Origin of the sequence: Oribacterium sp. oral taxon 108 str. F0425, from assembly GCF_000214455.1 — a bacterium.
GTDB classification, from domain to species: domain Bacteria; phylum Bacillota; class Clostridia; order Lachnospirales; family Lachnospiraceae; genus Oribacterium; species Oribacterium asaccharolyticum.
Map to the genome: position 1 here is coordinate 2,265,905 of NZ_AFIH01000001.1, position 23,256 is coordinate 2,289,160.

Genomic DNA, 23,256 nt, shown 5'->3' on the forward strand with positions numbered 1-23,256 from the left:
AACTTAGACATGTAGTAGTCATTCCTCCTTATGATACAGACTGATTCATGATCTGTTCCTGTGTAAGGTCCTTATTGTCCAAAATACCGGCAACCCGCCCTCTACGCATGACCATAACTCTGTCGCTGCAAGCCAATACCTCCACCAGTTCAGAGGAAACCATAATCACTGCTGTTCCCTGATTGGCTATGTCACGAAGTATCTTATGGATTTCATCCTTGGCACCGATATCAACGCCATTGGTAGGTTCATCCACAATCAACACACGGGCATTGGTAGATATCCATTTTGCCAAAACTACTTTTTGCTGATTACCGCCGGATAACTGCATAGCAAGATTATTCGGATCACCGGGACGAACATCCAACATCTCAATCCACTGATTCGCCGCATCCCGCATCTTGGCATTATTCAATATTCCAAAGGCATTGGCATACTTGGATAGCTGAGGCAGAAGAATATTATCTCGAATCGTCTTCTTCAATATGAGTCCCTGAGTTTGTCTGCTTTCAGGAATATAGGCAATGCCATGGTCCAGTGCTTCCTTCGGCGAGTGGATATGAACCTCCTGACCATCGAGGATTATCTTTCCCGAATCCGCCGTGTTAATGCCGAAGATTGCCTGCATGGTCTCACTTCTCCCTGCACCAACCAAGCCGGTAACTCCTAGTATTTCTCCTGCTCGTGCTTCAAAGGTAACATCCTTGAAATTTCCGCTCTTACACAGATTTTCGACTCTTAATACCGCTTTCTTTTCTCCCTTAGCCTCTCCCAAATAACTCTGTACTTCAATTTTTCGGCCAACCATCATGGAAATCAACTCCGATTCAGCTGTCTGTTTAGCATCTACCGTATTTACATACTGGCCGTCACGGAATACCGTAAAACGATCAGCCACATGATAGAGCTCATCCATTTTGTGACCCACAAACATAATGGCTATATTTTGTTTTTTTAGATCTTCAATAATCTCATACAGGCGTTCAACTTCTGATCTAGAAAGGGCTGAGGTAGGCTCATCCATGATGATCATTTTGGCTTTCTGTGCCACAGATGCCGCAATAGCAACCATCTGTTGTTTTGCAACCGAAAGATGCCCCACCATATCCTGCGGATTAATGTCTGTTTTCAGGAAAGCAAGCGCCTCTTTCGCCTTTCTATTGACCTCTTTCCAAGGAAGAATCCTTTGATTCTTTTCAATCATTTCATTGATTCCAATATTCTCGGCAACAGTGAGATTTGAAAACAAACTAAAGTCCTGATAAATAACGGAAATTCCCCTTTTTATTGCATCCATGGGACCTTTTAAATGGACTTCCTTTCCCTCGATAATGATTCTTCCCCCCTCATCCGGCGGTTGAACTCCGGAGAGAATTTTAATCAGAGTGGATTTTCCGGCTCCGTTTTCACCTACCAGAGCATGAACCTCTCCCGGATAGATATCAAACTTAACATGATCCAGAGCCTTAACCCCCGGAAATGTTTTGCTGATATTTAAAAGCTCCAAAAACTTTTCCGACATACTTTTACCCTTTGGCTGAAAAATTCAGCCTCCCTTATCCTTGACGATACAATTTCCTATTATTTTCTTAAGGTACCTTCTTATTCTACCACATAAATTTACATTTAAGGGTAATCTTTTTCACAATCGGAGGATTCGATGAGCGACTGCATCTCATCCCAAAAAGAATCCAGTGACTCAATAGCACGAACATACAATCTATACTTCCTGTCATAAATATCTTTCATCGCAGGATTAGGCATTACCGCATCAGATATCCTACTCATGTGGCTAACGGCCTCACTCAAATCCTTATATTCTCCTGTTGCCTTTGCTGCCGCAATGGCACAGCCCAATGCCCCGTTTTCATTCGCACTTAGCGTTTCCACCGGCAACTGCATTACGTCCGCAAACATCTGCACCCATACTTTGGCTTTGGCAGCTCCTCCCGAAAGACGAATCGCTTTCGCTGGCTCCTCTCTTGTTGCCAAAAGCTTTTCCAAATGATAACGGTGACTAAAGGTAATTCCTTCAAATACGCTTCGCACAAGATGTTTTCTCTTATGACTGTAACTGATGCCGATAAAGCTCCCTTTTGCATTCGGATGGACGTTCGATGCCATAGTGAAAGGAAGGAATATAGGCACAAACTCTGATGGCGCTATAGACTCCACCCATTCATCCATCATGTCATATACATTCCGTCCTTCCTGCTTCGCTTGTAATTTCAGCTCCGGCAATAGTTCTCTTACAAACCATTCATTATTCCCTGCACTGGTTGCACTAGACTCTTCTATCAGATAGTATTCCGGTAAAGCAAAAAGAGAATTCATCTGTACCTTACCGTCCAGTACAGGTTCTTTCCGAATATATTCATTAATGGACCAGGTTCCTGCAATCATACAAATCAAGGAAGGATCCAGCACCCCTGAAGCAATGGCACCGGCGTTGATATCAAAAAAGCCTCCAATCACAGGTGTTCCTTCACTCAAACCAGTTTTGGCAGCAGCCTCCGAAGAAATATGTCCACAAACTTCATCCGCACGACAGAGAGGAGGAAGAGCCTTCTGTATCTCCGGTATCCCAAAGAGCTCCAAAATCCTCTGATCATACTCTCCGGTCTTTAAGTTCATAAGATTCGCTCCGGAATAGTCCGTCATCTCCGCCCTGGCTTCACCGGTCAGACGAAAACGAACATAGTCCTTACACTCAAAAACATATTGAATATTCTTGTAATTTTCCGGCTCATTATCTTTTAGCCATGCCAGAAGTGCTACAGGCTGACAAGGCATAATATGCTGGCAACTGTATTCAAACACCTTATCTTCCGTTCCGTCTGCCTTCCATTTTTTGGAATAACGATATGCACGATTATCTGAGGAGATGATTCCGTTACGAACGGGTTGGCCATCCTTTCCCCAAAGGTATAGTCCCTTTCCATGACCACAAACACCAATACCGGCTATGTCCGCCGCTGAGACTCCTGTTTTTTGCAGGAGTTCCTTGATAACCTGACAATTTGCATCCCACATTTCTTCCATGTCACGTTCCACAAAGTCAGGCCTTGGCGTTATAGAAGCAGTAGACATCCCTGCCACGCCAATCTCCTTTCCGTTTGTATCGAAGAGGGCTGCCTTAGTAGTTGTTCCACCGTTATCCAGCCCGATATAATAATGCATAGCTACCTCCGTTTATCCCTTACAAGCAGATAGCTTTCGGGCCATATCCGCCGGTAAGCATCATACCGGCTCATAAGTTTTTACTCCAAACGATCTGAACACGCATCTTCGAAATGCTTTCAAATCCTTAAAAACTCCGTCTGCTATCATTTGTGCCCCGATGTTCCCAATTGCGCTTGCCTCGATAGGTCCTGCATAAACCGTGCGTCCGGTTTCCTTCGCAGTAAGCCTGTTTAGATAGTCTGCTCGGGAACCTCCTCCTACAATATGGATAGAGGAAAATGTTTTCCCTGTTACACGCTCAATTTCCTCTATTGTTCTTTTATAGCAATGCGCAAGAGAACGGTAAATAACCCTGGCAAGTTCCCCTGGTGTTAGCGGGACCTGGCTTCCTCGATCTCTACAGGCCTTCTGAACGGCTTCAATCATCGAATCCGGCGACAGAAAGCACACATCATTTGCATCTACTATGGATTCTATGTGTTCTTTCGCCGCCATTTCGCATAGTCCGGAAAAAGACAAATCCTCCTCTCCTGTTTTCCCCGGGAAAGGATACCCAGCTTCCAGCTCTTTTTTTACGGATTGAATCATCCATAAGCCCATAATATTCTTCAAAAAACGATAGCGGTAATCATAGCCTCCTTCATTGGTCAAATTAGCCTCCCTCGCTTCTTTGGAACAATTGGCATTTGGCAACTCACATCCCATCAGTGACCATGTGCCGGAAGAAAGATACATGCAATCATCACTATCGGAAGGCACACTCATTACTGCTGATGCTGTATCATGAGTGGCCGGTCTGACAACCTTACAGTTAAATCCTACCATCTGCTGAACTTCCTTCGTTAATTGCCCTGCTACTGAACCGGGAAGCACAAGGTCCGGAAATATTCTCTCCGGGTACCCAAGCATTTTAATGAGTTCCATATCCCAAGTATTCGTCTTTGGACTAATCAGCTGTCCTGTCGTTGCATTACAGTATTCTTGGCGGGCATCTCCACACAAAAGATAATGCATATAGTCCGGCATCATCAAAATTTTACTTGCGGCTGCAAGCTTTTTGGGCTCCTGCTCTTTATCCGCCATCAGCTGATAAATTGTATTGAATATGGCTTTCTGTATTCCGGTTCTTTTATAAAGATCTGATTCAGAGATAAACTTATACACCATATCGTCCATGCCATTTAGACGTTTATCTCGATAGGCATAACACTCTCCCAGCTGTTTCCCGGCCGCATCCAGTAGAACATAATCCACGCCCCATGTATCTACACCCATGCTATAAGGGATTTTCCTCTTTTCAGCACATTTTTTCATGCCTGTAATAATTTCACTAAAGAGACGCTCCGTATTCCAAACCTTGTGTCCATCTCGCTTATCCATTGCATTTTCAAAGCGATACAGCTCTTCCAAGCAAATCTTCCCGTCCTCCATGTGTGCAAGCATATGTCTACCGGACGATGCCCCAATATCCACCGCAAGATAATATTTCACACCCATCCTAATACTCTCCGATTAAGCCACTCTTTTTCTCATAAAGAAAATCTTCCTTGATATCCACTCCAAAGGGTGCCTTCAATGCCCGGAAATTCTCCGGTGTGATAGTCTGTCGTTTTTTGTTTGTAACAGACATCACCTTAATTAGAATTTCTGCGGACTTCTCTACTGTATGCATCAATCCGAAAGATTCGTCAAAATCTCTTCCGCAAACAAACACGCCATGGTGCGCCCAAATGGCAATGTCTTGCTTCTTCATAATTTCTGATGTCTTGATGCCGATTTCTCTCCCGCCACAAACCATCCATTCAATGACACCTATGCCTTCCGGAAAAACCACGGGACACTCCGTTGCCATCTCCCATAGTTCCCTCGTGAAAATCTTTCCGTCAAGGGGGAGTATAAAGGTCAGTGCAATGACATTTGTCGGATGACAATGGTAAACGACACGAATTTCCGGATCACGCTTTTTACAAACTTCCAGATTCATAACATGGGTCGGAAATTCAGATGTAGGTCTTGCATTTCCTTTTAGTCCCCATTCGATTCTATACTTACTGCCGCTATCATCGAGTTTTACTAATCCGATATTTGCCGGAGGATCAATTTCCACATTTCGAAAATACTTGCCGGATCCTGTGACCATGAAGTACTCCCCGGCAAGCTCCGGCACTGTAGTCCCCAAGTCATGCCAGACTGCATTTTCATCTAAATCGTCCTTTACGGAAGCAAGTTCTTCCTCCCTAACTCTATAACTTAGGTTGCCACCATTTCTTTCATGCCAACCCATTGTAAATCCATCAGAACACATTCTGATGAAGGACTTTGTAAAACCTGCATCGATTACTTTCATATTGCCTCCCTTTTTCCATTCTATACAAGCATTTTTCCTGCCTGCAATGAAGATAAATCATCTTTACCGAACAGAAAGAACTTCCTTCTCATATCTTTTGCAATCATCGTACCACTGCATTTCCGGTAAAACCCCATGTTGCTCACAATAATAGTCCCAAACATCCCCAAATGGCATCATTTTAGATGCTTCGCTCAGCGACATTGCACTTGTAAAATCTCTTGCTTCCTGTAACTTTGCAAGCTCGGTATTAGGCTGTAAGTTAGCATAGAGCAATGCCTTTTCTAGACTACGCATTCCATTTGTCCATGCAGCTATTCGATTAATCGACGCATCAAAGTAGTCCGTCGCGATAAGCAGCTTTTTGGCATCATTCTTGACAATTTCCTGGGCAATTTCTCGTAAATCATCATTAAAGATAATGACATGATCCGAATCCCAGCGAACAGGTCTTGAAAGATGCAATGCCATTTTGTCAAAAAACAGCAGCATCGAAGAAATTTTATCTGCAACATTTTCCGTTGGATGAAAATGCCCAGTATCAATCAAACACATTAAATCATTCTGCGCAGCATAATTCATATAGAATTCGTGCGATCCAACGGTGTAGGATTCTACGCCGATTCCAAACACTTTTGACTCTACTGCAATATAGACCTTGTCTTTGTCGTATCCTGCTGCCAAAATCCGATCTAAAGAGTCCTTCAGTCTTGCTCTAGGTCCTCGGCGGTCCATAGGAACATCTTTCAGTCCGTCGGGAATCCAGATATTCATTAAACATGGAATACCTGTCTCCTCTGCAAAATACTCCGAAATACGGATACAAGCGATACAGTGATCAATCCAAAATTGACGAACTTCCGAGTCTTCCGAGGAAAGTGTTCCATTTTCTGCTTTTGGATGGGCAAACATTGTCGGGTTAAAGTCCAAACCAATGCCATTTTTCTTTGCAAAATCAATCCATTTTCTAAAATGTCTGGGTTCCAACCTATCTCTGTCCACCCACTCGCCTTCATTAAAAATCGCATAACTGGCATGCAAGTTCAGCTTATGTTTCCCAGGAACATAGGAAAAGACTTTCTCAATATCGCTCATTAATTGCTCTGGTGTCTTTGCCTTATACGGATAATTTCCTGTCGTCTGAATTCCCCCGCTGAGGGTTCCTTTTCGATCAAATCCGGCGACATCGTCTCCCTGCCAACAATGCATGGAAACACGGATTTCCGATGTTTTATTTATTGCCGCATCTATGTCCACAGCTATTTGGGCATATTTCTCTTTTGCATATTCATATCTTTCCTTCGCTGTCATGGAATGTGCTCTCCTCTCTTTTGAATCAAAAATACTACATTCTTCCATACCATACTACTATTTTCACTATTACTAACATGGTTCAAACTTGCCCCTCAATATATAGTTAGTGAATTTCACTATTTTTATATCCTTATCCATCTAAATATTCACTATATTTTATCATAATAAAAATAATATAGAAAGTCCTACGCTAAATATTGATGGGGGTAAACTTACTGTCAGTTATCGAGCCCCGTCTTTGACAGTTGCGAAAGAGTCAAGAGCCCATAAACGGCGTAATTACACCATTTATGGGCTCGTGTTTTCTTTTTGAATTCTAGTAATATTTCTACTTTCTCGTTGCGGTTAAAATCTTTTTTATTTCTCTTTGAGATACAATCTCGTAATCCGTTCTAAAACCAAATGTGTCGTGATTCGATCTTTTCTACTGAGATATACCGGTCTGGCTTGAAATTCACTTTGCATAATCCGGAAACATTCTTCAATCTGCCATCGCTTTTGATTCATACTTATAATCGTTTCCACATCATCTTCCAGGTTTGTGCATACGGCATAGAAACCGTCATAACGTTCCTCTTCTGTGGCAACATCTTCATCTATCGAAGGGATCATTTTATCTGCAATCTCGCCCTCAGAAGTACAGTGATTCTGACGTATAAAACGCTTGGGATCGTTCGGACATTTTTTATTCAGAAATGATACGCAAAAATAATTCAAATATTTTTCAATCTCTTTTCTTCTTTGCTAAAAGTTTTTCTCCAGCCTTTCCGGCTATTCCTATATTATCTTACAGAGAATCAACTTCTAAGCTTATAACTTTCCTGCCAGTCTTTCTATTTCCAGTCCGGCCTTAAAGGACTCCATAAAGCTTTTAAAGCCTTCCACTTCTTTCGAATCAGGCAAAATGGTATTCACATGGCTGTCTGCATATATTTTCTTGGAAAGGAAGTCCTGTAGCTCCTCCCCTTCCTCTCTTTCTAACATAAAGGCAGTAAGTATAGCCATACCCCAAGGGCCTCCCTCACCTGCACTATCCATAACGGAAACAGGAGCTTCCACTGCTGCTGCAAGGAACTTCTGTCCCACGCCGGGAGTCTTAAAATATCCTCCATGCCCAAAGATACTATCAATACGAACATCTTCCTCATGCTTAAGAATATCCATGCCAATTTTCAAAGTTGCTAAGGCAGAATACAGCTGGGCTCTCATAAAATTAGCCAAGTTCATCTTACTATCCGGCTTTCTCACAAAAAGAGGACGTCCAGCTTCACAAGCTGTAATAAATTCTCCGGAAATATAGGCATAGGATAAAAGACCGCCGCAGTTCACGTCTCCTTCCAAGGCTTTTTGGAAAAGTGTACGGTACAAAGTATTCTTATCCACTGAGCTTCCCACTGCTTGTGCAAACTCTTCAAACAAACTTACCCAAGCATCAATGTCGGAAGTGCAGTTGTTGGCATGCACCATAGCCACCGTATGACCTGCAGGCGTCGTCACCATATCAATTTCCGGATGAAATTTTTTCAAGTTATGCTCTAAAACAAACATACCAAAAATGGAGGTTCCCGCAGATACATTTCCGGTTCTTACCCCAACACTATTGGTAGCCACCATCCCTGTTCCTGCATCTCCTTCAGGAGGCGCAACAGGGCACCCCGCTTCCAAAGATCCTGTTGGATCCAAAAGTCTTGCTCCCTCTTCCGTAAGTCTTCCCGCTTCCTCTCCTGCCACCATAACCTTAGGCATAAGATCCAAAAGCTTCCAAGGATATTTCCCTGAAATCTTCTCATCAAAGCTCGCTACCATCTTGCTATAGTAATCTTTCGTCGAAGAATCAATCGGAAACATTCCCGAAGCATCTCCAACGCCCAAGATGCGTTTCCCGGTCATTTTCCAATGGATATAACCGGAAAGGGTGGTGATATAGGAAAGCTCTTTCACATGCTCTTCTCCATTTAAAATCGCCTGGTACAAATGTGCAATACTCCAACGCTCCGGAATATTATATTGAAACAAAGAGCTTAATTCCTTTGCAGCCTGATTTGCTGAGTTATTTCTCCAAGTCCGAAAGGGAGTAAGCAAATCCCCATTTTGGTCAAATGCCATATAGCCATGCATCATCCCTGAAAATCCAATTGCGGCCACTTTACGAAGCTTGGTCTGATATTCTTTTTCAATATTTTCTGCTAAATTTTGATAGCAGTCTTGAAGTCCGGACCAAATCTCCTCTAAAGAATAGGTCCAAATACCTTTTTCATAGTGATTTTCCCAACCGTGTCCTCCAATAGCAATCGTCTGATGATTTTCTCCCAGCAGCACCGCTTTAATTCTTGTGGAACCTAGCTCAATTCCAAGTATCGCCTTTCCTGTCTCAATAATATCTTTGTTTGTTGTCATTTCGCCTCCGTTCTTGGGATTCTACAACCCTATCACACCCAGCACTCTAGCACTTTACAAGCAGCAAATTTCCCGAAACAATTGTATCAAAGGGTTAATGATTTCTCTCTTTTTATTTCTTTATCAACTGACAAAATCTTTACTCTATTTATTGTTTTTATTACATATATTTTTATGCGGTCGATTAGGATGGTTTCCAATTTTTATTATCTGTATTTACCCTTCTTCTCTCTTCCTACTCATCGTTTCCATCCGCTGCTTAATTTGAGGACCGGCTACCTGAATGAGACTTTCTAAACTCTTCTACCTCTATCTTTGTAGGCATGGCAATTTGTGCGCCACACTTCATTACCGTTAATGCACTGCAGGCAGTCGCAAACCTACAGCCTTCAAACAGACTCATTCCGCTTAAAAGTGCGTAAGCTAAGGCTCCAATATAGGAATCTCCTGCCCCCAATGACTCAATTGCATTTACTCTGTAGGAGGGAATAAAGATGACTTCCTTATTACTTGCAACAACCGATCCTGTTGCACCAAGCGTAATAATCCAATCATTTCCCATTTCCATACTCATTTTTAATGCTTCAACTTTTGCTTCTTCTACAGAATCAATTTTTGTCCCACAATAAAATCCGGCCTCAACCTCATTCACTACCACAATATCACACTTGGCAATGTAATGTCGGCTCATCTCTCTAGCCGGTGCAGCATTATAAATAACTTTGTACCCAAATTCTTCCGCCTTATCTACCACATAATAATCTACCTCTCTCGGAATCTCATTTTGCAGAATGACTATATCTGCACTTTTCAATAAAGATTCCGCCATAGTAACATCTTCTATTTTCAATTCAAAATTTGCCCCTTTTACAACCGTACAAAACAAATGGCCATCCGGTAATACATGGGCATCCGCCATTCCGGTAGGGGCATTGGACCTTTTTACATGCGTGACATCCACATGGAATTTCTCTGCTTCAGTTAAGAGAAACTCTCCCATTGTATCTTTTCCTACAGATCCAATCATAGACACATTAGCTCCCAGCTTAGCTGCTTGAACAGCCTGATTAGAGCCTTTCCCCCCAGCCGCCAAAATGCATTCATCCACCATCATGGATTCACCCAAATCGGGCATTCGACTTATTTTCATAATAATATCTTGATTCATGCTCCCTATTACAACAATATTTTTTCCCATAATAACTCCTTTCTTTTCATTATAGCTGATTCGAAATAGAAAAATATTCCTTCTCACTTTAATCATTATATTAAGGCGTCTCCAATAGTCTATAAATTATTAAAGAAAAATAGTTATTTTTTTATCAACTAAGAAAATCTTTACTCGCTTGGGGAACAAGGAGTCTTATAGGCTGTTTCTCCAGTAAAGAAAATGGAAAAATAGAGTCTTGTTCCTCCCTTTTCTTAACCAGTAAATATCCTTGTCCATTAACAAGCAAAAAACAGCCGCAGGAAGGATTTCAATCCCGCCTGCGACTGTTATCATTCTATTGCTTCAATCCTATTTACTTTCGCTAACCAATGTCTGGAAGAGTTCATATCCTTCCGCACCGGTGAGACCGTTGTGAACGACCTCATGCACAGCGTGTGCCATCTGAACCGGATGAGTACTCTGGAAAATATTTCTTCCCATATCTACACCGGCTGCACCGCCCTGGATGCACTTATAGGTCATTTCCAGAGCATCCTTCTCCGTAAGCTTCTTGCCGCCTGCAACCACAATGGGAACAGGGCAAGCGGAAACCACTTCTTCAAAGTTATCGCAGTAGTAGGTCTTTACAATCTGGCAACCTAATTCCGCAACGATTCTTGTCGCAAGCTTAAAGAATCTGTCTGTTCTCTCCATTTGTTTTCCGACAGCTACAACACCCATTGTCGGAATGCTGTACCGGAAGCCGGCATTGACAACCTTGGAAAGGTTATCCAAGCTGGAAAGCTGACCATCTGCACCGATAAAGGTCTGCACTGCCATACAGTCCGCATTCATACGAATTGCATCTTCGATGTCCACCGCTACGACTTCCTGGCTAAGATCCTCTTGTACCATGGATGATCCGGAAGTAACACGAAGTGCAACGCCGTTTTTCAAGTTTGCAGGAATACAGGTTCTGAGAGCGCCTCTCGTAGCCATCCAGACATCTACATAAGGTGCCAAAGGCGGAATCTTAAGATCCAAACGCTCCAAGCCTGCTGTTGATCCCATGAAATAACCATGGTCAAATGCAAACATCACTGTTTTACCGGTCTTCGGATTAAAGATATTGGACAAGTGCTTCTTCATGCCCCAATCCAGACCATTACATCCTTTTACCTGGAAATCCCCCTGATTTGCAAACGGAACATCCACATAATAGTTTTTCGCGACTTTTAATTCATCTAAATCCGCCATTCTTTATCTCCCTCTTACCCTGATTTGCCAATATGCAAACTGTTATCCTTCACTATAACTTAGAAATTATAATCTTTTACGTTCTCTTTAGTAAATACAACTCTTTCCGGAAGAAGTACTACACCGTTGTTCTCCGGAGCTGTCTCTGTTCCGGGTACGAGCTCGCTGTTCGGTACAGTCTTTACAGCGCCGATACCGGGAACATCAATGGTATCTCCTGCCTTAATTGTATTTCCTGCTGCAAGATATGCTGCGAAATAGCATCCTAAAGCACCCTGAACACCACAATCCCAAAGTCCCCATCTCTCCAAGATTCCTGCATCAAGATATGCAGTCATTCCGGAAGGTGTACAGAAACCGGTAATGGTTACGTCCTTCATGGTTAATCCCTTGTTCTGTGCAGCCTGGCACTGACCGGGAAGTGCTGTGGAGTCATTACAGATAATCAAATCGATATCGGGGTTATCATCCAGAACAGCCTCACCGATGGTTACAGACTTCTGAGAATCCTGCTCGGAATAGTACGGATCATGTACAGCAACCCACTTCGGATACTTTTCCTTGATATACTTCTCACCTGCAACATACCAGGAGTTCTGGTCTGCTACTGCAGCCTGAGAATAGTGCCAAGCGTACTTAACTTCTCCCTCAGGATCAACACCGCGGTTCTTAAGAGCTTCAACACCCATATCTACAAGCATTGGTCCTAAAACATCGGCAGTACCCTGAGAAACCATCATAGATCTTGCATCCGGAGATACATCGGAGTCCCAAGTACAAACTACGATTCCTGCATCCTTTGCCTCTTTCAACTTCTCATCCAATGCTGTAGCATCTACAGAGGAAATGGCAATGGCATCTACGCCGGCATCAATAGCCTGCTGGATAACTTCAAGCTGATCTGTTACGGTTGCGTTAGCGCTTCCCATATAGTCAACTGTGATTCCCCATTCCTTAGCATACTTCTGTGCGCCGTTATTTGCAGCCTCAAAGAATGAGTTTCCTGTAAGCTTCGGAATAAAAGCTACCGTCTTTCCCTCGATAGACTTAATGTCACCGGACGCCTGATCAGGCTTAGCTTCTGCAGCGGCCTCTGTTTTAGCCTCTGCCTTGGTTGTCTCGGTAGATGCTCCTCCCGATGTGTTTCCTCCGCCGGCACATCCAACTAAGGACATCACCATACTTGCTGTTAATACAGCTGACAACAGTTTTTTCATAATAAACCTTCCTTTCTTATAGAAAAATTATGGGGATTTCTCCCTCATTTTTTACCTTTTTATTTTCTTCTCTTAAAGAGCTGAAGAACGAGTTTATTTTTCGCCAATTCTCTTCCTATTACGACAATCAGGAGCATGATTCCAATCGGCAGGTCCAAGGACTGCGTCTTGATTCCGAAGCAAAGCGGTAAGCCGTATCGCATAATGCAAATCATCAAAGATGCCAATACCGTTCCGAGAATACTTCCCTTTCCTCCGGTAGACAAGGTTCCGCCAAGCACTACCGCCGTAATGATAGACAGGGTAAAAGTTGATCCCAAATCATATTTAGCCGAATCAATATTTGCCGTTAAGAGTACGCCCGCAATCGATGCACCGATACTGGTCAAAATATAAGTACTCATCACGATTAATTTACTGTTAATTCCCGAATACTCCGCAGCTTCAGGATTCACACCGATAAGAAATACTTTTCTGCCGTATTTTGTTTTATGTAGAAGGATAAAACAAAGCAAAATCAAAACCGCATAAATCGCAACCGGCACAGGTATGGTTCCGAAGAGCATCCCTTTTCCGAGGAAACGGAAACCTGTGAAGCTACCGTTCGCAGCCTTTGCCGGAAATCCGCTGATTCCCTGATAAGCAGGCGTCTTGGAAAGGCCGGAAATGAGCAGTGCCAGACCGGAGTACAGTAAGCTTCCGCCCAAGGTTACAACCATCGGCTGTACTCCACAGTATGCGATAAAGTATCCCGACAAGGCTCCGCAAAGCGTGGACAGAAGCATCGCAAGCAGTACGGCAGTCCAGATATTTAATCCCACATCACTCCACAAAACACCGATACAAATAGACGTCAGACCGATTAAGGCACTTGCCTGAATATCAATTCCTCCGGTAATCATAACAAAAGTAACAAACAAAGCAATAATACAAACACTGATATAATTTGTTACACTCGCCAAAATGGAACTTGCCCGGAAGAATTTTGCCGGATTCGCTACACCGAAAATACCTATCTCCAACACAAACAGCAATAAGAGAATAAATTCCCAATGCTTCAGTAGGCCTTTTATTGTTTTCATTTCTTTGTACCTCCCACTTTAGCATCCATAGCTGCCGTTCTGGACAACAATCTTTTTCTTCTGGCAGATTCCACAGCATGTCTCTGTACCAGAGCATCCGCCACAACAATAATCAAAAGCATGACTCCCGTCAGCGTGTTATTAAAATTGGAGGGAAGATGGATAAATACAAGCATACGGCTTACCGAAGACATAATCACTGCGCCGAAGGCAGCACCCAGTATATTTCCAAGTCCTCCGGAGAGAGAAATTCCTCCCAGCACACAAGCCGCAATGGCGGACATCTCATAGCCGGTTCCGGCCACGATATTGACTTGTCCGTATTTGGAAGCAAAAACAACTCCTGCAACTCCCGCAAAAATGCCGCAGATAATATAGGCGAGCATTTTGGTCTTCATCACAGAAATCCCGACCAGCGTCGCACCGTTCGGATTATCTCCTACCGCAATAAAGTACTTTCCCTTTTTCGTTTTCGTAAGCAGCAAATGAATCACCGCAATAATCACGACTATGATTGCAAGATAAATCGTCACTTCCGCAAACAAAACCTGATTTCCGATTTTCGTAAAGGCTCCGGCAAAGTTTTCCGTTGTTTTTCCGCCGGATACAACATAGATGAGGCCTCTTAAGGCTCCGTTTATGCCCAAGGTAAAAATCAGAGAAGGCACATGGAAAAACGAAACTCCGATTCCGTTCATGGCCCCGACAAGCATCCCGATAAGCACCGCAAATACCAGCATTTCCAGTATACTTCCGTTTCTTTTCGCAATCTGTCCGGCTATTGTCGCCGTAAGCCCCATCACCGCACCGATAGATACATCGATTTCTCCGGTCATAATCACAAAGGCAATTCCGATTGCCAGTAAGGTAAATACGACAGATCCGTTAAAAGAAGTAACAATATTGGAGTAGGTCAAAAAGTCCGGATTAACCATTCCCGTAACAAGGAATAAGGCGATAAGAAAGAGGAAGCTGGACAGCCATCTCGCTTTCTTTAATTCATTTAAATACTTCACTCGGACACCTCCTTTTCTCCCTTAAAGCCGAAGGAGGCCGAGGTTAATCTATCCTGCGTCAGCTCTTCCCGTGAAAATGTTCCCGTAATTCTTCCCTGGAACATGATGATGGCGCGGTCTGCGAGTTCCTCTATTTCCTCCATATCGGACGATACAAGCAACACCGCAACTCCGCTTCGCTTCAAACGGTGAATAATGTTGTAAACATCTCCTCTTGCCGCCGCATCGATTCCTCTTGTCGGCTCGTCCAGAATAACCACTTTGGGACTTGTAGAAAGAGATCTTGCAATAATGACCTTTTGCTGATTTCCGCCGGAAAGGCTTCCGATTTCATCATTCAAACCTACTATTTTGGTCCTGAAGTCATCCGCATAGCTCTTGGCAATCTCATCTTCCTTTTTCCGATTCAGGAAAAAGCGTCCCAGTTTCGGACCATTCAGGAGTGCCGAACTTGTATTGGCGGAGATAGAGCTGATTTTAAACAAACCCTGGTAGTGTCTGTCTTCCGGCACATAATTGATTCCGGCTTCCAGCACCTTTCGAGTAGAAAGCCCTGTAATATCCTTACCACTGAGCTTCACCGTTCCGGACAGTACCTGATCCCGTCCGTAAATGGTACTTACAAGCTCCGTTCTGCCCGCCCCGACAAGGCCGGCAATGCCCAGGATTTCTCCCGGATATAAAGAAAAGTTGATATGACTGAAGCCATAGCCGCTAAGATCGTCAACCACCAGCACCGGATCCAGCTTTCCGCGTTCGAACGCCTCTTCTTCTTGTCGTTCCTCGGTCTTCTTCTCCAGATTCGGAGGCAATAAACCGTTCACAAGATCTTCCTTCGTAAAGTCCGAAACAGGACCGTTCACGGTGATCATGCCGTCTTTCATAATGGAAACGTGCGTCGTAATCTCAAAGACCTCGTTCAGGCGGTGTGTGATGTAAATGATTCCGATTCCCTTCTTTCCGAAGTTACGGATTACTTTGAAGAGAGACTGCACTTCATCAAAGGTCAAGGCACTCGTAGGCTCATCCAGAATCAAAATTCTCGCCTCTCGCATCATACCTCTTAAAATTTCTACCAGCTGCTGTTCCGCAATGGAAAGCGTGCTCGCTTTCCGCTGTAAATTGACATTCCAGTTGAGTTCCTCTACCTTTTCCGAAAGGCGCTTCTTTAATTCGGAAGAGCTCTCAGAAAATCCCATCAGAACATTCTCTTCTACCGTCATGTTCGGAAACAGCATCGGTTCCTGTGGAACCATATAAATCCCTTTGGACAACGCAACCGAAGGATTGACCAGTTCCGTCTTTTCTCCGGCAACGTAAATTTCTCCCGAATCCGCCTGATAAATTCCCATGATGATCTTCATCAAGGTACTCTTACCGGCACCATTTCCTCCGATCAGAGCAATCACTTCCCCCGAGCGAAGATCTAAGTCAATTCCTTTCAATACCGCATTGCTGCCAAAGGTCTTACAGATTCCTTTTACGGACAGTAAGCTATTCGACAATCCCGGTACAGCTTGGTCTTTCTCATGATCCATTACAGTTGTCTCTTTCATTTTCATACCCTTATTGCATCATTTGTTTATGAGTATAACTTTTGTTCTTAGCAGTATGATACTGGATTTCCCCTGCATTGTCAACTGATTTTTGTCTTCCCAAAACCTTAACCCGCCACTCTCGCAATATATCCTTATTCAAGAGTACGAGCCATTAAATTCGGAGTTTTCCGCCTCTTTTTAATAAGAAGTATTTTGCCGCATTCTTGCAATAGTTTATTGACAGAGGATTCTTTGATTGCTATACTTCAACTGTTAACATTTGTTTTGTTTTCAAACATTTATATAAGAAGGAATTATGGAAATCTATGATTATGAAGAAAGCCTGATGGCTAAAACCGCTTGGTACTACTATTCCGAGAATATGACGCAGCAAAATATTTCTGAAGTTCTCGGGATAAGCCGTATGCGTGTCATTAAGCTTTTGGAAAAGGCAAAGCAAAGCGGAATTATCCAGTTTCGAATCCGTTCCAATATTGATAAGAGAATGCAGCTGGAACAAAATCTGATTGAAAAATTCGATTTAAAGGACTGTTTTATTGTTCCCGATTCCGTTCAGACTTTGGCCGTAAACGAAAATGTTGCCAGAGCCGCCGCAATGTATATCTCGAACCGAATCAATGCCGACACCTTTATCAATATAGGATACGGAGACACCACAGGGAGAATTCTGAATCATCTGGCTATCAACACCGAATATACGCCGTCATTTGTCTCCTTAACCGGAGGAGTCAGCTATTATTTGCCTAACGCCAGTTCTTCCACCTTTAACTCCAGGTTATACCTGATTCCTTCTCCTTTAATTACTTCAACCAAAGAGATGGCAAGCGCAATAAAGGCGGAAAAATCCGTGAAAGAGATAGAGCAATTGATTCCTTCTTCTCACCTTTCCGTCGTCGGAATCGGTGCCATGAATCCGAAAGCCACCATTTTGCAGTCCGGTATTTTAAGTCAGAACGAATTTCTGATTTTGGAAAACAACGGCGCCGTGGGGGATGTACTAAGTCATTTTATTGATAAAAATGGGGATGTCGTGAATTCCTCTTTGGAAGGGCGAACCATCAGCACCTCTTTGGATGTGGTTAAGCAGCTGGAAAATGTCATCGGTGTAGCTGCCGGTCAGGAAAAAGTGAATGCCATTCGTTCCGCCTTAAACGGACGTTATCTGGATGTATTGATTACCGATGAGGGAACCGCAAACTCATTAATCTAAAAATAAAATTGGGTAAAGGAGCACATTTATGAATCAACAATATTTGCTTGCAATTGATGCCGGAACAGGCAGTATCAGAGCCGTATTGTTTGACACAAGCGGTCGACAGATTGACTGTGTACAGGAGGAATGGGAACACCACGAAGATCCTCGCTGGCCGGGAAGTATGGACTTCGATTGGACTTTCAACTGGAACTTGGCATCGAGCTGCATAAAAAGACTCATTGAGAAAACAAAGATTGACAATAAAGATATTGCCGGTATATCCACTACTTGCATGAGAGAGGGCATTGTTCTTTATAATAAAGAAGGAAAAGAAATCTGGGCATGTGCAAATGTTGACGGCCGCAGTGTCGATGAAGTTGCCGAGTTGATTCGGCAGAATCCCGCTTTAGAGAAAGTCCTGTACAGCGAATCCGGACAGACCTATGCACTCGGCGCACTCCCCCGCCTTCTTTGGATCAAAAACAAATTACCTCATATTTATGAGGAAACCGCTGTGCTGGGTATGTTTAACGACTGGCTGATTCATAAGCTTACCGGCGTGCTGGCAGTAGAGCCGAGCAACGGTTCCACAACCGGAATCTTTGATTTAAAGAAGCGTTCCTGGAATCCTGAAATTGCCAAGCAATGCGGATTAAGAGATGACATTTTCCCGCCGGTACAGGAATGCGGTACTAAGGCAGGTTATGTCACGGAAAGTGCCGCAGCGGAAACCGGCCTTGCCGCAGGAACCCCTGTCATTGTAGGCGGTGGAGACTGCCAACTGGGATGCATCGGCGTCGGGGCCGTGAACCCGGGAGATGCGACCATCTTTGGCGGAAGCTTCTGGCAGTATGAATATAATACGGAAAGCGGACAAACCGATCCGGAATGCAGAGTCCGTGTAAACTGCCACGCTGTACCGAATCTTTGGCAGTTCGAAGCACTCGCCTTTAAACCGGGACTCGTTATGCGCTGGTATAGAGACGCCTTCTGCCAGCAGGAGAAGGAACTCGCGAAACAAAGTGGAGATGACCATGACCCCTACAACTTGATGAACAAAGAAGCGGAAAAAATTCCCGCAGGTTGTTACGGCATGATGTGTACCTTCTCCGATGTGATGAATTTCATCCAATGGAAGCACGCCGCTCCTTCTTTCTTGAATTTTGAGTTGGATGCGGAGAAATTTAATCGTTACACCTTTTACCGTGCCATTCTGGAAAATGCGGCACTGGTAACGAAGGGGCACATGGAGCTGGTTCAGGCCTCCACAGGTAAGGCGCCAAGTCATGTTGTTTTTGCCGGAGGAGCCAGCAAGTGTCCTCTCTGGTGCCAGATTCTTGCCGATGTATTAAATCTGGAGGTAAGAGTCCCGGTTGTAAAAGAGGCGACCGCACTCGGCGCCGCCATTCTCGCAGGATACGGAGTCGGAATTTACAAAGATATTGCAAGCGCTGCAAAAGAATGTGTGAAGTGGGATAAAGTTTATACACCGAATGCCGAAAATCACGCGGTATATCAAAAGATGTATCCCGTTTGGAGAGAAGTTTACAAAGCACAATTAGAGCTTTGCGACAGAAAATTGACCAAGAATATGTGGATTGCACCGGGCATTTCTTAATCAATAAATCATTAGAAAATAGGAGGGAAAAAATGTACGTAGTTGATGAGAAGGATTATGAGTACCGAAATGAAAATTTGAATGGGCCGAAATACTTAATGAAAGGACCGAGAATGAATTTTGCGCTGGTTCAGTTCCAGCCCGGAAAGGATTTCAAGGCACATTATCACAATGTCATGGAAGAGAATTTCTATATTCTGGAAGGAAAAATCGATGTGATTGTTGACGGTGTTGTGAACCATCTTTCACCGGGACAAATGATTCATATCGAACCGGGCGAAGTACACTATGTTGTTAACAACTATGACGAGCCGGTAAAAATGATTTCCACCCTTGCCCCCTATCAGGAAGTAGATAAGGTTGAAGTCGATAATTATACCTACTAAGTTTGGGAAATAGAAAACAAGTAAAAAAGAGGCATAAGATTTGTATTTCAAAATCATGCCTCTTTATGTTTGTCCGGAATGGCAACACCCCCGTGGCAGAAATCTGCTGCGGGGGTGTTATTTTAAGGGACATGTTATTTACCATTTACTTTCTATTTCATTACTATCCATTTTCCTGACTTAGTAGAGCCTTCTCTTTTAATCTTACCGTCTGCTCTTAATTTCTTTATGTGATAACGAACTCCGTCAAAAGAAACATTTAAATGTTCCGCAATTTGTTTTGCTGTAATATTTGGCTCCATCATCATCAATTCAATAATTCTATTCGGTACGGATTTCTCAATTTTTATTTCTTGGGTAGTTTCTTGGGTAGTTTCTTGGGTAGTACTACCATTAAACTCTTCCAAAAACTCTGCATTTATACCTATAACTGCATTTGTATAGTTATCTTCTTCATTATCCGGGTAAAACTTAAGCTCAGGAGAACCATTTTCAGATAGTGCATCCTTTGCACGCCTTATACCTGAACCGTAAGACTCTATTAAGTTAAGGGAAAAGAACATATCTTTAAGTTCTTTGTTAAGATACTGCCTTCTGTCAAAGCTTCTGTCCTTGTTAAGAGCTTCAATTGTCACAGGAGGGAGTGGTCTATTATGATTTACAAAAGAGATTCTATCCTTGTAAATGTAGATTCCTACGTATTCAGGCGTATCGTATTCCTTATGCAAAATGGCATTCGTAGCAAGCTCTTCAAATGCTGTAAGAGGATAGTTATAGATAATCTTATGCTCGATTTTATCTGCTTCCCTTATGGTATATGAAGCCATAATATTGTCTTCAAAATATTTACTGACTTGTTTTGCCTGTATCCAAACCGGCCCATCAAATCTTTTTGATTCCATTTTATCCGTTCCGTCAATTTCTCTTATGATTTCAACATGGGCATTTGGAATAAATTTATTTGGTGTTTCGGAAAACATCAGCACAGCAAAATTTTTAGCTCTATAACCGCCATACTCACTTTCACTGACAAGTCCCATACTCTTTGCCATATCCAACTTAGACATTTCTCTAATATCTTTCTTTGCTCCCGTCTGAAGCAGATATTCTTTCATATATTCATAGCTTAAATCATCTATGGTAGCTCTATCATTGAGATTGGAACTAAAAGAAAAGTTTGCAAATTTCTTTAAAAGTTCAAATTCTTCGATTGGATTTGGAAGTCTTGAATCTCTGCCGACTCTGATATATCTTCCTGCCTTTAGCTTAATATCTTTATCTCTTTCCGCCCTTTCACTTGTTTGAAACGGTCCATTACTACCACTCTCTACCGCAACTACGATATAATATTCATCATCAATTTTGTCCGTAATAATATGGTAATTTATTTTAGGATAGATATTAGAAAGGAGCGATTTAATTTCATTTTCAATTCCCTCTAATTTTGCTTCTTTTATCCCTTCAATTGGTCTTTTAGGAATTGCTTTTTCTCCCGTAGCTTTATCATCAACTTCTTCAATACCAACAAATAACAATCCTATCTCATTGTTCATATAGTTATTAGCGAAGGCACAAGCGGTTTTTAGTATTTTATCTTTAAAATTTGCCGACTTTTTATATTCGATAAAGCTGCTCTCTATGTATTGATTTTCAAGAATGTTATGAGCCATTCTTTTTATATCTAAAAGCTGCATAATACCCCCTCTTTTCACAAATTTTATCAGTATATTATAGCATTTTTAGAGGGTTTTTTTCACTCTGAAATTAGCAGGTGCTCTGAAAAAAGCTTGAGGAGCTATTCTCCACTAATTCTGTTAGCCGTTATACGTATCTACGTGGAGCATCTAACCACAAGATGGGAGAGTATGAAATTTTTTCTGTAAATGATGACCTTCTATGAAATTTACTTTGTGCTTAATCCCTTTGCATACATGGAAATAATCTTTCGGTCGATATCAGAAATATCTTTCTGACGTTTCTTTACTACTTGAGGTTCAAACTCAGACAAACGATCTTGAGGAACCTCAATATCCATGCTTCCAAAGCTGGAATTAACTTGCTTGGTCTTATAGTTATTTCGGTAGTCTCGTACCTCATCCGTTGAATCAGTATGTTCAGATTTTTCATATCCAAGATGGTGATTCATTTCCGCTTCCATCATTTCTTTGATGGTTCCACCCAATAAATCCTTTAATGCATCCTGAATATCGTATTCTTGCAAAAGTTGCTGGATGATTGCACGTTTGCCATCTGTCATTTGAACGTGATGTACCGGTTTTCTTTCTCTCTTTGCCATAATTAAAGGCCCTCCATGATTTTTCATTGTATCATAGAAGACCTTATGATTATTTATTTACAGACTTTTTTCATACTCTCGAGAAATAAAGCTCTTTATTTTCGACTTGATTCTAATCCGTTTAAGAATCGGCTATAGCATCGGTATGGTTACTCCTGACTTACAATCTCTACATCTCTCTTAGAGTTATAGTTTGCCGCATCCTTGGCTTCCAGAACCTGATTTCCTAAAACAACCTGCTTGGGAACTTTGCCGCCGTCAAGATAGGTATGAGCCGCTTCTAAAATGGAAACTCCAAGTCCGTAAGGTGGCTCGGAAATGGAAGCTTCAATCTTACCTTCCTTCATTGCATCAATAGTGTCGTCAATGCAATCGCATCCGATAATGGTAATTTTATCCAGTCTTCCTGCTGCTTCAATTGCTTCTACCGCACCAAGTGCCATCTCATCATTTGCTGCATAAAGACCGTCAATTTCCGGATTTGCGGATAAAATGTTTTCCATTACGCTCATTGCTGTAGCTCTGTCAAAGTTAGCCACTTCAGACTGAACAACTTCAATATTGGGATACTTCTTAATTTCATCCGTAAATCCCTGGTGTCTGTCCTGTGCCACATTGCTTCCCATGATACCCTGCAATTCAACAACTTTACCTTTTTCGGAAAGAGCCTTAGCTAAATAATCCGCAGCCATGGCGCCGGATTTGATTGCATCGTAGCCGATGTGAGAAACCACCTCTCCGCCGTTGGCCTTTCTATCCATAGTGAATACCGGAATTCCCGCTTCATTACAGGACTCAATAGCCGGAACAATGGCATCCGAATCGCAAGTGTCCACAATAATTGCAGCAGGCTTCATAGAAATTAAATTTTCAATATCTTTTGCCTGGATGGCAGGATCGTCCTGTGCGTCGGTGGCTACAATTTCAATCCCATACTTCGCCGCAGCATCTTTTACACCCTGCTGTACAGACACAAAGAAAGGATTAGTCTGCGTATTCATGGAAAGCCCAATCATTACGCCATCCTTCTTGTCTTCAGACGCTGCAGCTTCTGTAGCTTTTTCTTCCACTTTCGTTTCTGCAGCCTTTGTTGTCTCCGTTTTGGCTCCTGTACTACAGCCAACCAACGCTAACACGGAAAGCATTGCCACTGTTGCCATAAATCTTTTTTTCATCTTTTTTCCTCCTATTTTCCTTTTAAGAGAAAAGAGCAACAAATCTCTTCCTCTTATATTCACA

At 42.6% G+C, this 23,256-nt stretch carries 17 protein-coding genes and 2 pseudogenes; 3 read left to right on the forward strand and 16 right to left on the reverse strand.

The window, feature by feature from the left end:
* Positions 1–28: 28 nt before the first annotated feature.
* The 13 genes and pseudogenes from HMPREF9124_RS10265 to HMPREF9124_RS10325 form a co-directional block, all read right to left on the reverse strand.
* Entirely contained in the window at positions 29–1,522 is a 1,494-nt protein-coding gene (locus HMPREF9124_RS10265; RefSeq protein WP_009429873.1) for a sugar ABC transporter ATP-binding protein, read from the reverse strand.
* Positions 1,523–1,626: 104 nt separating this feature from the next.
* Positions 1,627–3,180, reverse strand: coding sequence for an FGGY-family carbohydrate kinase (locus tag HMPREF9124_RS10270; RefSeq protein ID WP_009427843.1), 1,554 nt, complete (start codon positions 3,178–3,180; stop codon positions 1,627–1,629).
* Positions 3,181–3,240: 60 nt separating this feature from the next.
* A complete protein-coding gene (locus HMPREF9124_RS10275; protein WP_009429261.1) occupies positions 3,241–4,680 on the reverse strand; it encodes a rhamnulokinase in 1,440 nt (479 codons plus the stop codon).
* A gap of 1 nt (position 4,681) precedes the next feature.
* Positions 4,682–5,530 (reverse strand): rhamnulose-1-phosphate aldolase, encoded by an 849-nt coding sequence (gene rhaD / locus HMPREF9124_RS10280; RefSeq protein ID WP_009428867.1) that lies wholly within the window; start codon positions 5,528–5,530, stop codon positions 4,682–4,684.
* 63 nt (positions 5,531–5,593) lie between these two features.
* Complete coding sequence (locus HMPREF9124_RS10285) at positions 5,594–6,841, reverse strand: L-rhamnose isomerase (protein WP_009428525.1); 1,248 nt, start codon at positions 6,839–6,841, stop codon at positions 5,594–5,596.
* A gap of 331 nt (positions 6,842–7,172) precedes the next feature.
* A pseudogene (locus HMPREF9124_RS10290) lies at positions 7,173–7,543 on the reverse strand (IS1634 family transposase); the annotation flags it as partial.
* A gap of 111 nt (positions 7,544–7,654) precedes the next feature.
* Positions 7,655–9,241 (reverse strand): xylulokinase, encoded by a 1,587-nt coding sequence (locus HMPREF9124_RS10295; protein WP_009428886.1) that lies wholly within the window; start codon positions 9,239–9,241, stop codon positions 7,655–7,657.
* Between the two features lie 259 nt (positions 9,242–9,500).
* Positions 9,501–10,439, reverse strand: a complete 939-nt coding sequence (locus HMPREF9124_RS10300; protein ID WP_036598114.1) for a ribokinase — start codon at positions 10,437–10,439, stop codon at positions 9,501–9,503.
* Between the two features lie 321 nt (positions 10,440–10,760).
* Positions 10,761–11,648 carry a 3-hydroxy-5-phosphonooxypentane-2,4-dione thiolase gene (gene lsrF / locus HMPREF9124_RS10305; protein ID WP_009429618.1) on the reverse strand — a complete coding sequence of 296 codons (888 nt, stop codon included), beginning with the start codon at positions 11,646–11,648 and terminating at the stop codon, positions 10,761–10,763.
* Positions 11,649–11,707: 59 nt separating this feature from the next.
* Complete coding sequence (locus HMPREF9124_RS10310; RefSeq protein ID WP_009429067.1) at positions 11,708–12,865, reverse strand: substrate-binding domain-containing protein; 1,158 nt, start codon at positions 12,863–12,865, stop codon at positions 11,708–11,710.
* 59 nt (positions 12,866–12,924) lie between these two features.
* A complete protein-coding gene (locus HMPREF9124_RS10315; RefSeq protein WP_009429585.1) occupies positions 12,925–13,947 on the reverse strand; it encodes an ABC transporter permease in 1,023 nt (340 codons plus the stop codon).
* Positions 13,944–14,963 carry an ABC transporter permease gene (locus HMPREF9124_RS10320; protein WP_009429048.1) on the reverse strand — a complete coding sequence of 340 codons (1,020 nt, stop codon included), beginning with the start codon at positions 14,961–14,963 and terminating at the stop codon, positions 13,944–13,946. The genes HMPREF9124_RS10315 and HMPREF9124_RS10320 overlap by 4 nt, the downstream gene beginning before the upstream one ends.
* Positions 14,960–16,519: a sugar ABC transporter ATP-binding protein gene (locus HMPREF9124_RS10325; protein WP_083816317.1), complete on the reverse strand. Its 1,560-nt coding sequence runs from the start codon at positions 16,517–16,519 to the stop codon at positions 14,960–14,962. Before HMPREF9124_RS10325 ends, HMPREF9124_RS10320 begins: the two co-directional genes overlap by 4 nt.
* 298 nt (positions 16,520–16,817) lie before the next feature.
* Here HMPREF9124_RS10325 and HMPREF9124_RS10330 point away from each other — a divergent pair, with 298 nt between their 5' ends.
* Genes HMPREF9124_RS10330 through HMPREF9124_RS10340 form a run of 3 tightly spaced genes read left to right on the forward strand, consistent with a single transcriptional unit; the run spans position 16,818 to position 19,721 of the window.
* On the forward strand, positions 16,818–17,732 hold the full coding sequence (locus HMPREF9124_RS10330) for a sugar-binding transcriptional regulator (protein ID WP_009427752.1): 915 nt from the start codon (positions 16,818–16,820) through the stop codon (positions 17,730–17,732).
* A gap of 28 nt (positions 17,733–17,760) precedes the next feature.
* A complete protein-coding gene (lsrK, locus tag HMPREF9124_RS10335; RefSeq protein WP_009429936.1) occupies positions 17,761–19,335 on the forward strand; it encodes an autoinducer-2 kinase in 1,575 nt (524 codons plus the stop codon).
* A 32-nt stretch (positions 19,336–19,367) separates the two neighbouring features.
* Positions 19,368–19,721 (forward strand): cupin domain-containing protein, encoded by a 354-nt coding sequence (locus tag HMPREF9124_RS10340; protein ID WP_009429420.1) that lies wholly within the window; start codon positions 19,368–19,370, stop codon positions 19,719–19,721.
* 152 nt (positions 19,722–19,873) lie between these two features.
* Here HMPREF9124_RS10340 and HMPREF9124_RS10345 read toward each other — a convergent pair whose 3' ends face one another.
* The 3 genes and pseudogenes from HMPREF9124_RS10345 to HMPREF9124_RS10355 all read right to left on the reverse strand — a co-directional run bounded on the left by HMPREF9124_RS10345 (position 19,874) and on the right by HMPREF9124_RS10355 (position 23,192).
* Complete coding sequence (locus tag HMPREF9124_RS10345) at positions 19,874–21,415, reverse strand: AlbA family DNA-binding domain-containing protein (RefSeq protein ID WP_009428590.1); 1,542 nt, start codon at positions 21,413–21,415, stop codon at positions 19,874–19,876.
* Between the two features lie 212 nt (positions 21,416–21,627).
* Positions 21,628–22,017: pseudogene (locus tag HMPREF9124_RS10350) on the reverse strand (transposase); the annotation flags it as partial.
* A gap of 149 nt (positions 22,018–22,166) precedes the next feature.
* Entirely contained in the window at positions 22,167–23,192 is a 1,026-nt protein-coding gene (locus HMPREF9124_RS10355) for a substrate-binding domain-containing protein (protein WP_036598117.1), read from the reverse strand.
* Positions 23,193–23,256 lie beyond the last annotated feature (64 nt).

Excerpts from the sequence above, each read along its gene's own strand:
- HMPREF9124_RS10265 (WP_009429873.1), bottom strand. The coding sequence starts at position 1,522 with ATGTCGGAAAAGTTTTTGGAGCTTTTAAATATCAGCAAAACATTTCCG.
- HMPREF9124_RS10270 (WP_009427843.1), bottom strand. The coding sequence starts at position 3,180 with ATGCATTATTATATCGGGCTGGATAACGGTGGAACAACTACTAAGGCA.
- HMPREF9124_RS10275 (WP_009429261.1), bottom strand. The coding sequence starts at position 4,680 with ATGGGTGTGAAATATTATCTTGCGGTGGATATTGGGGCATCGTCCGGT.
- rhaD (WP_009428867.1), bottom strand. The coding sequence starts at position 5,530 with ATGAAAGTAATCGATGCAGGTTTTACAAAGTCCTTCATCAGAATGTGT.
- HMPREF9124_RS10285 (WP_009428525.1), bottom strand. The coding sequence starts at position 6,841 with ATGACAGCGAAGGAAAGATATGAATATGCAAAAGAGAAATATGCCCAA.
- HMPREF9124_RS10295 (WP_009428886.1), bottom strand. The coding sequence starts at position 9,241 with ATGACAACAAACAAAGATATTATTGAGACAGGAAAGGCGATACTTGGA.
- HMPREF9124_RS10300 (WP_036598114.1), bottom strand. The coding sequence starts at position 10,439 with ATGGGAAAAAATATTGTTGTAATAGGGAGCATGAATCAAGATATTATT.
- lsrF (WP_009429618.1), bottom strand. The coding sequence starts at position 11,648 with ATGGCGGATTTAGATGAATTAAAAGTCGCGAAAAACTATTATGTGGAT.
- HMPREF9124_RS10310 (WP_009429067.1), bottom strand. The coding sequence starts at position 12,865 with ATGAAAAAACTGTTGTCAGCTGTATTAACAGCAAGTATGGTGATGTCC.
- HMPREF9124_RS10315 (WP_009429585.1), bottom strand. The coding sequence starts at position 13,947 with ATGAAAACAATAAAAGGCCTACTGAAGCATTGGGAATTTATTCTCTTA.
- HMPREF9124_RS10325 (WP_083816317.1), bottom strand. The coding sequence starts at position 16,519 with ATGAAAGAGACAACTGTAATGGATCATGAGAAAGACCAAGCTGTACCG.
- HMPREF9124_RS10330 (WP_009427752.1), top strand. The coding sequence starts at position 16,818 with ATGGAAATCTATGATTATGAAGAAAGCCTGATGGCTAAAACCGCTTGG.
- lsrK (WP_009429936.1), top strand. The coding sequence starts at position 17,761 with ATGAATCAACAATATTTGCTTGCAATTGATGCCGGAACAGGCAGTATC.
- HMPREF9124_RS10340 (WP_009429420.1), top strand. The coding sequence starts at position 19,368 with ATGTACGTAGTTGATGAGAAGGATTATGAGTACCGAAATGAAAATTTG.
- HMPREF9124_RS10345 (WP_009428590.1), bottom strand. The coding sequence starts at position 21,415 with ATGCAGCTTTTAGATATAAAAAGAATGGCTCATAACATTCTTGAAAAT.
- HMPREF9124_RS10355 (WP_036598117.1), bottom strand. The coding sequence starts at position 23,192 with ATGAAAAAAAGATTTATGGCAACAGTGGCAATGCTTTCCGTGTTAGCG.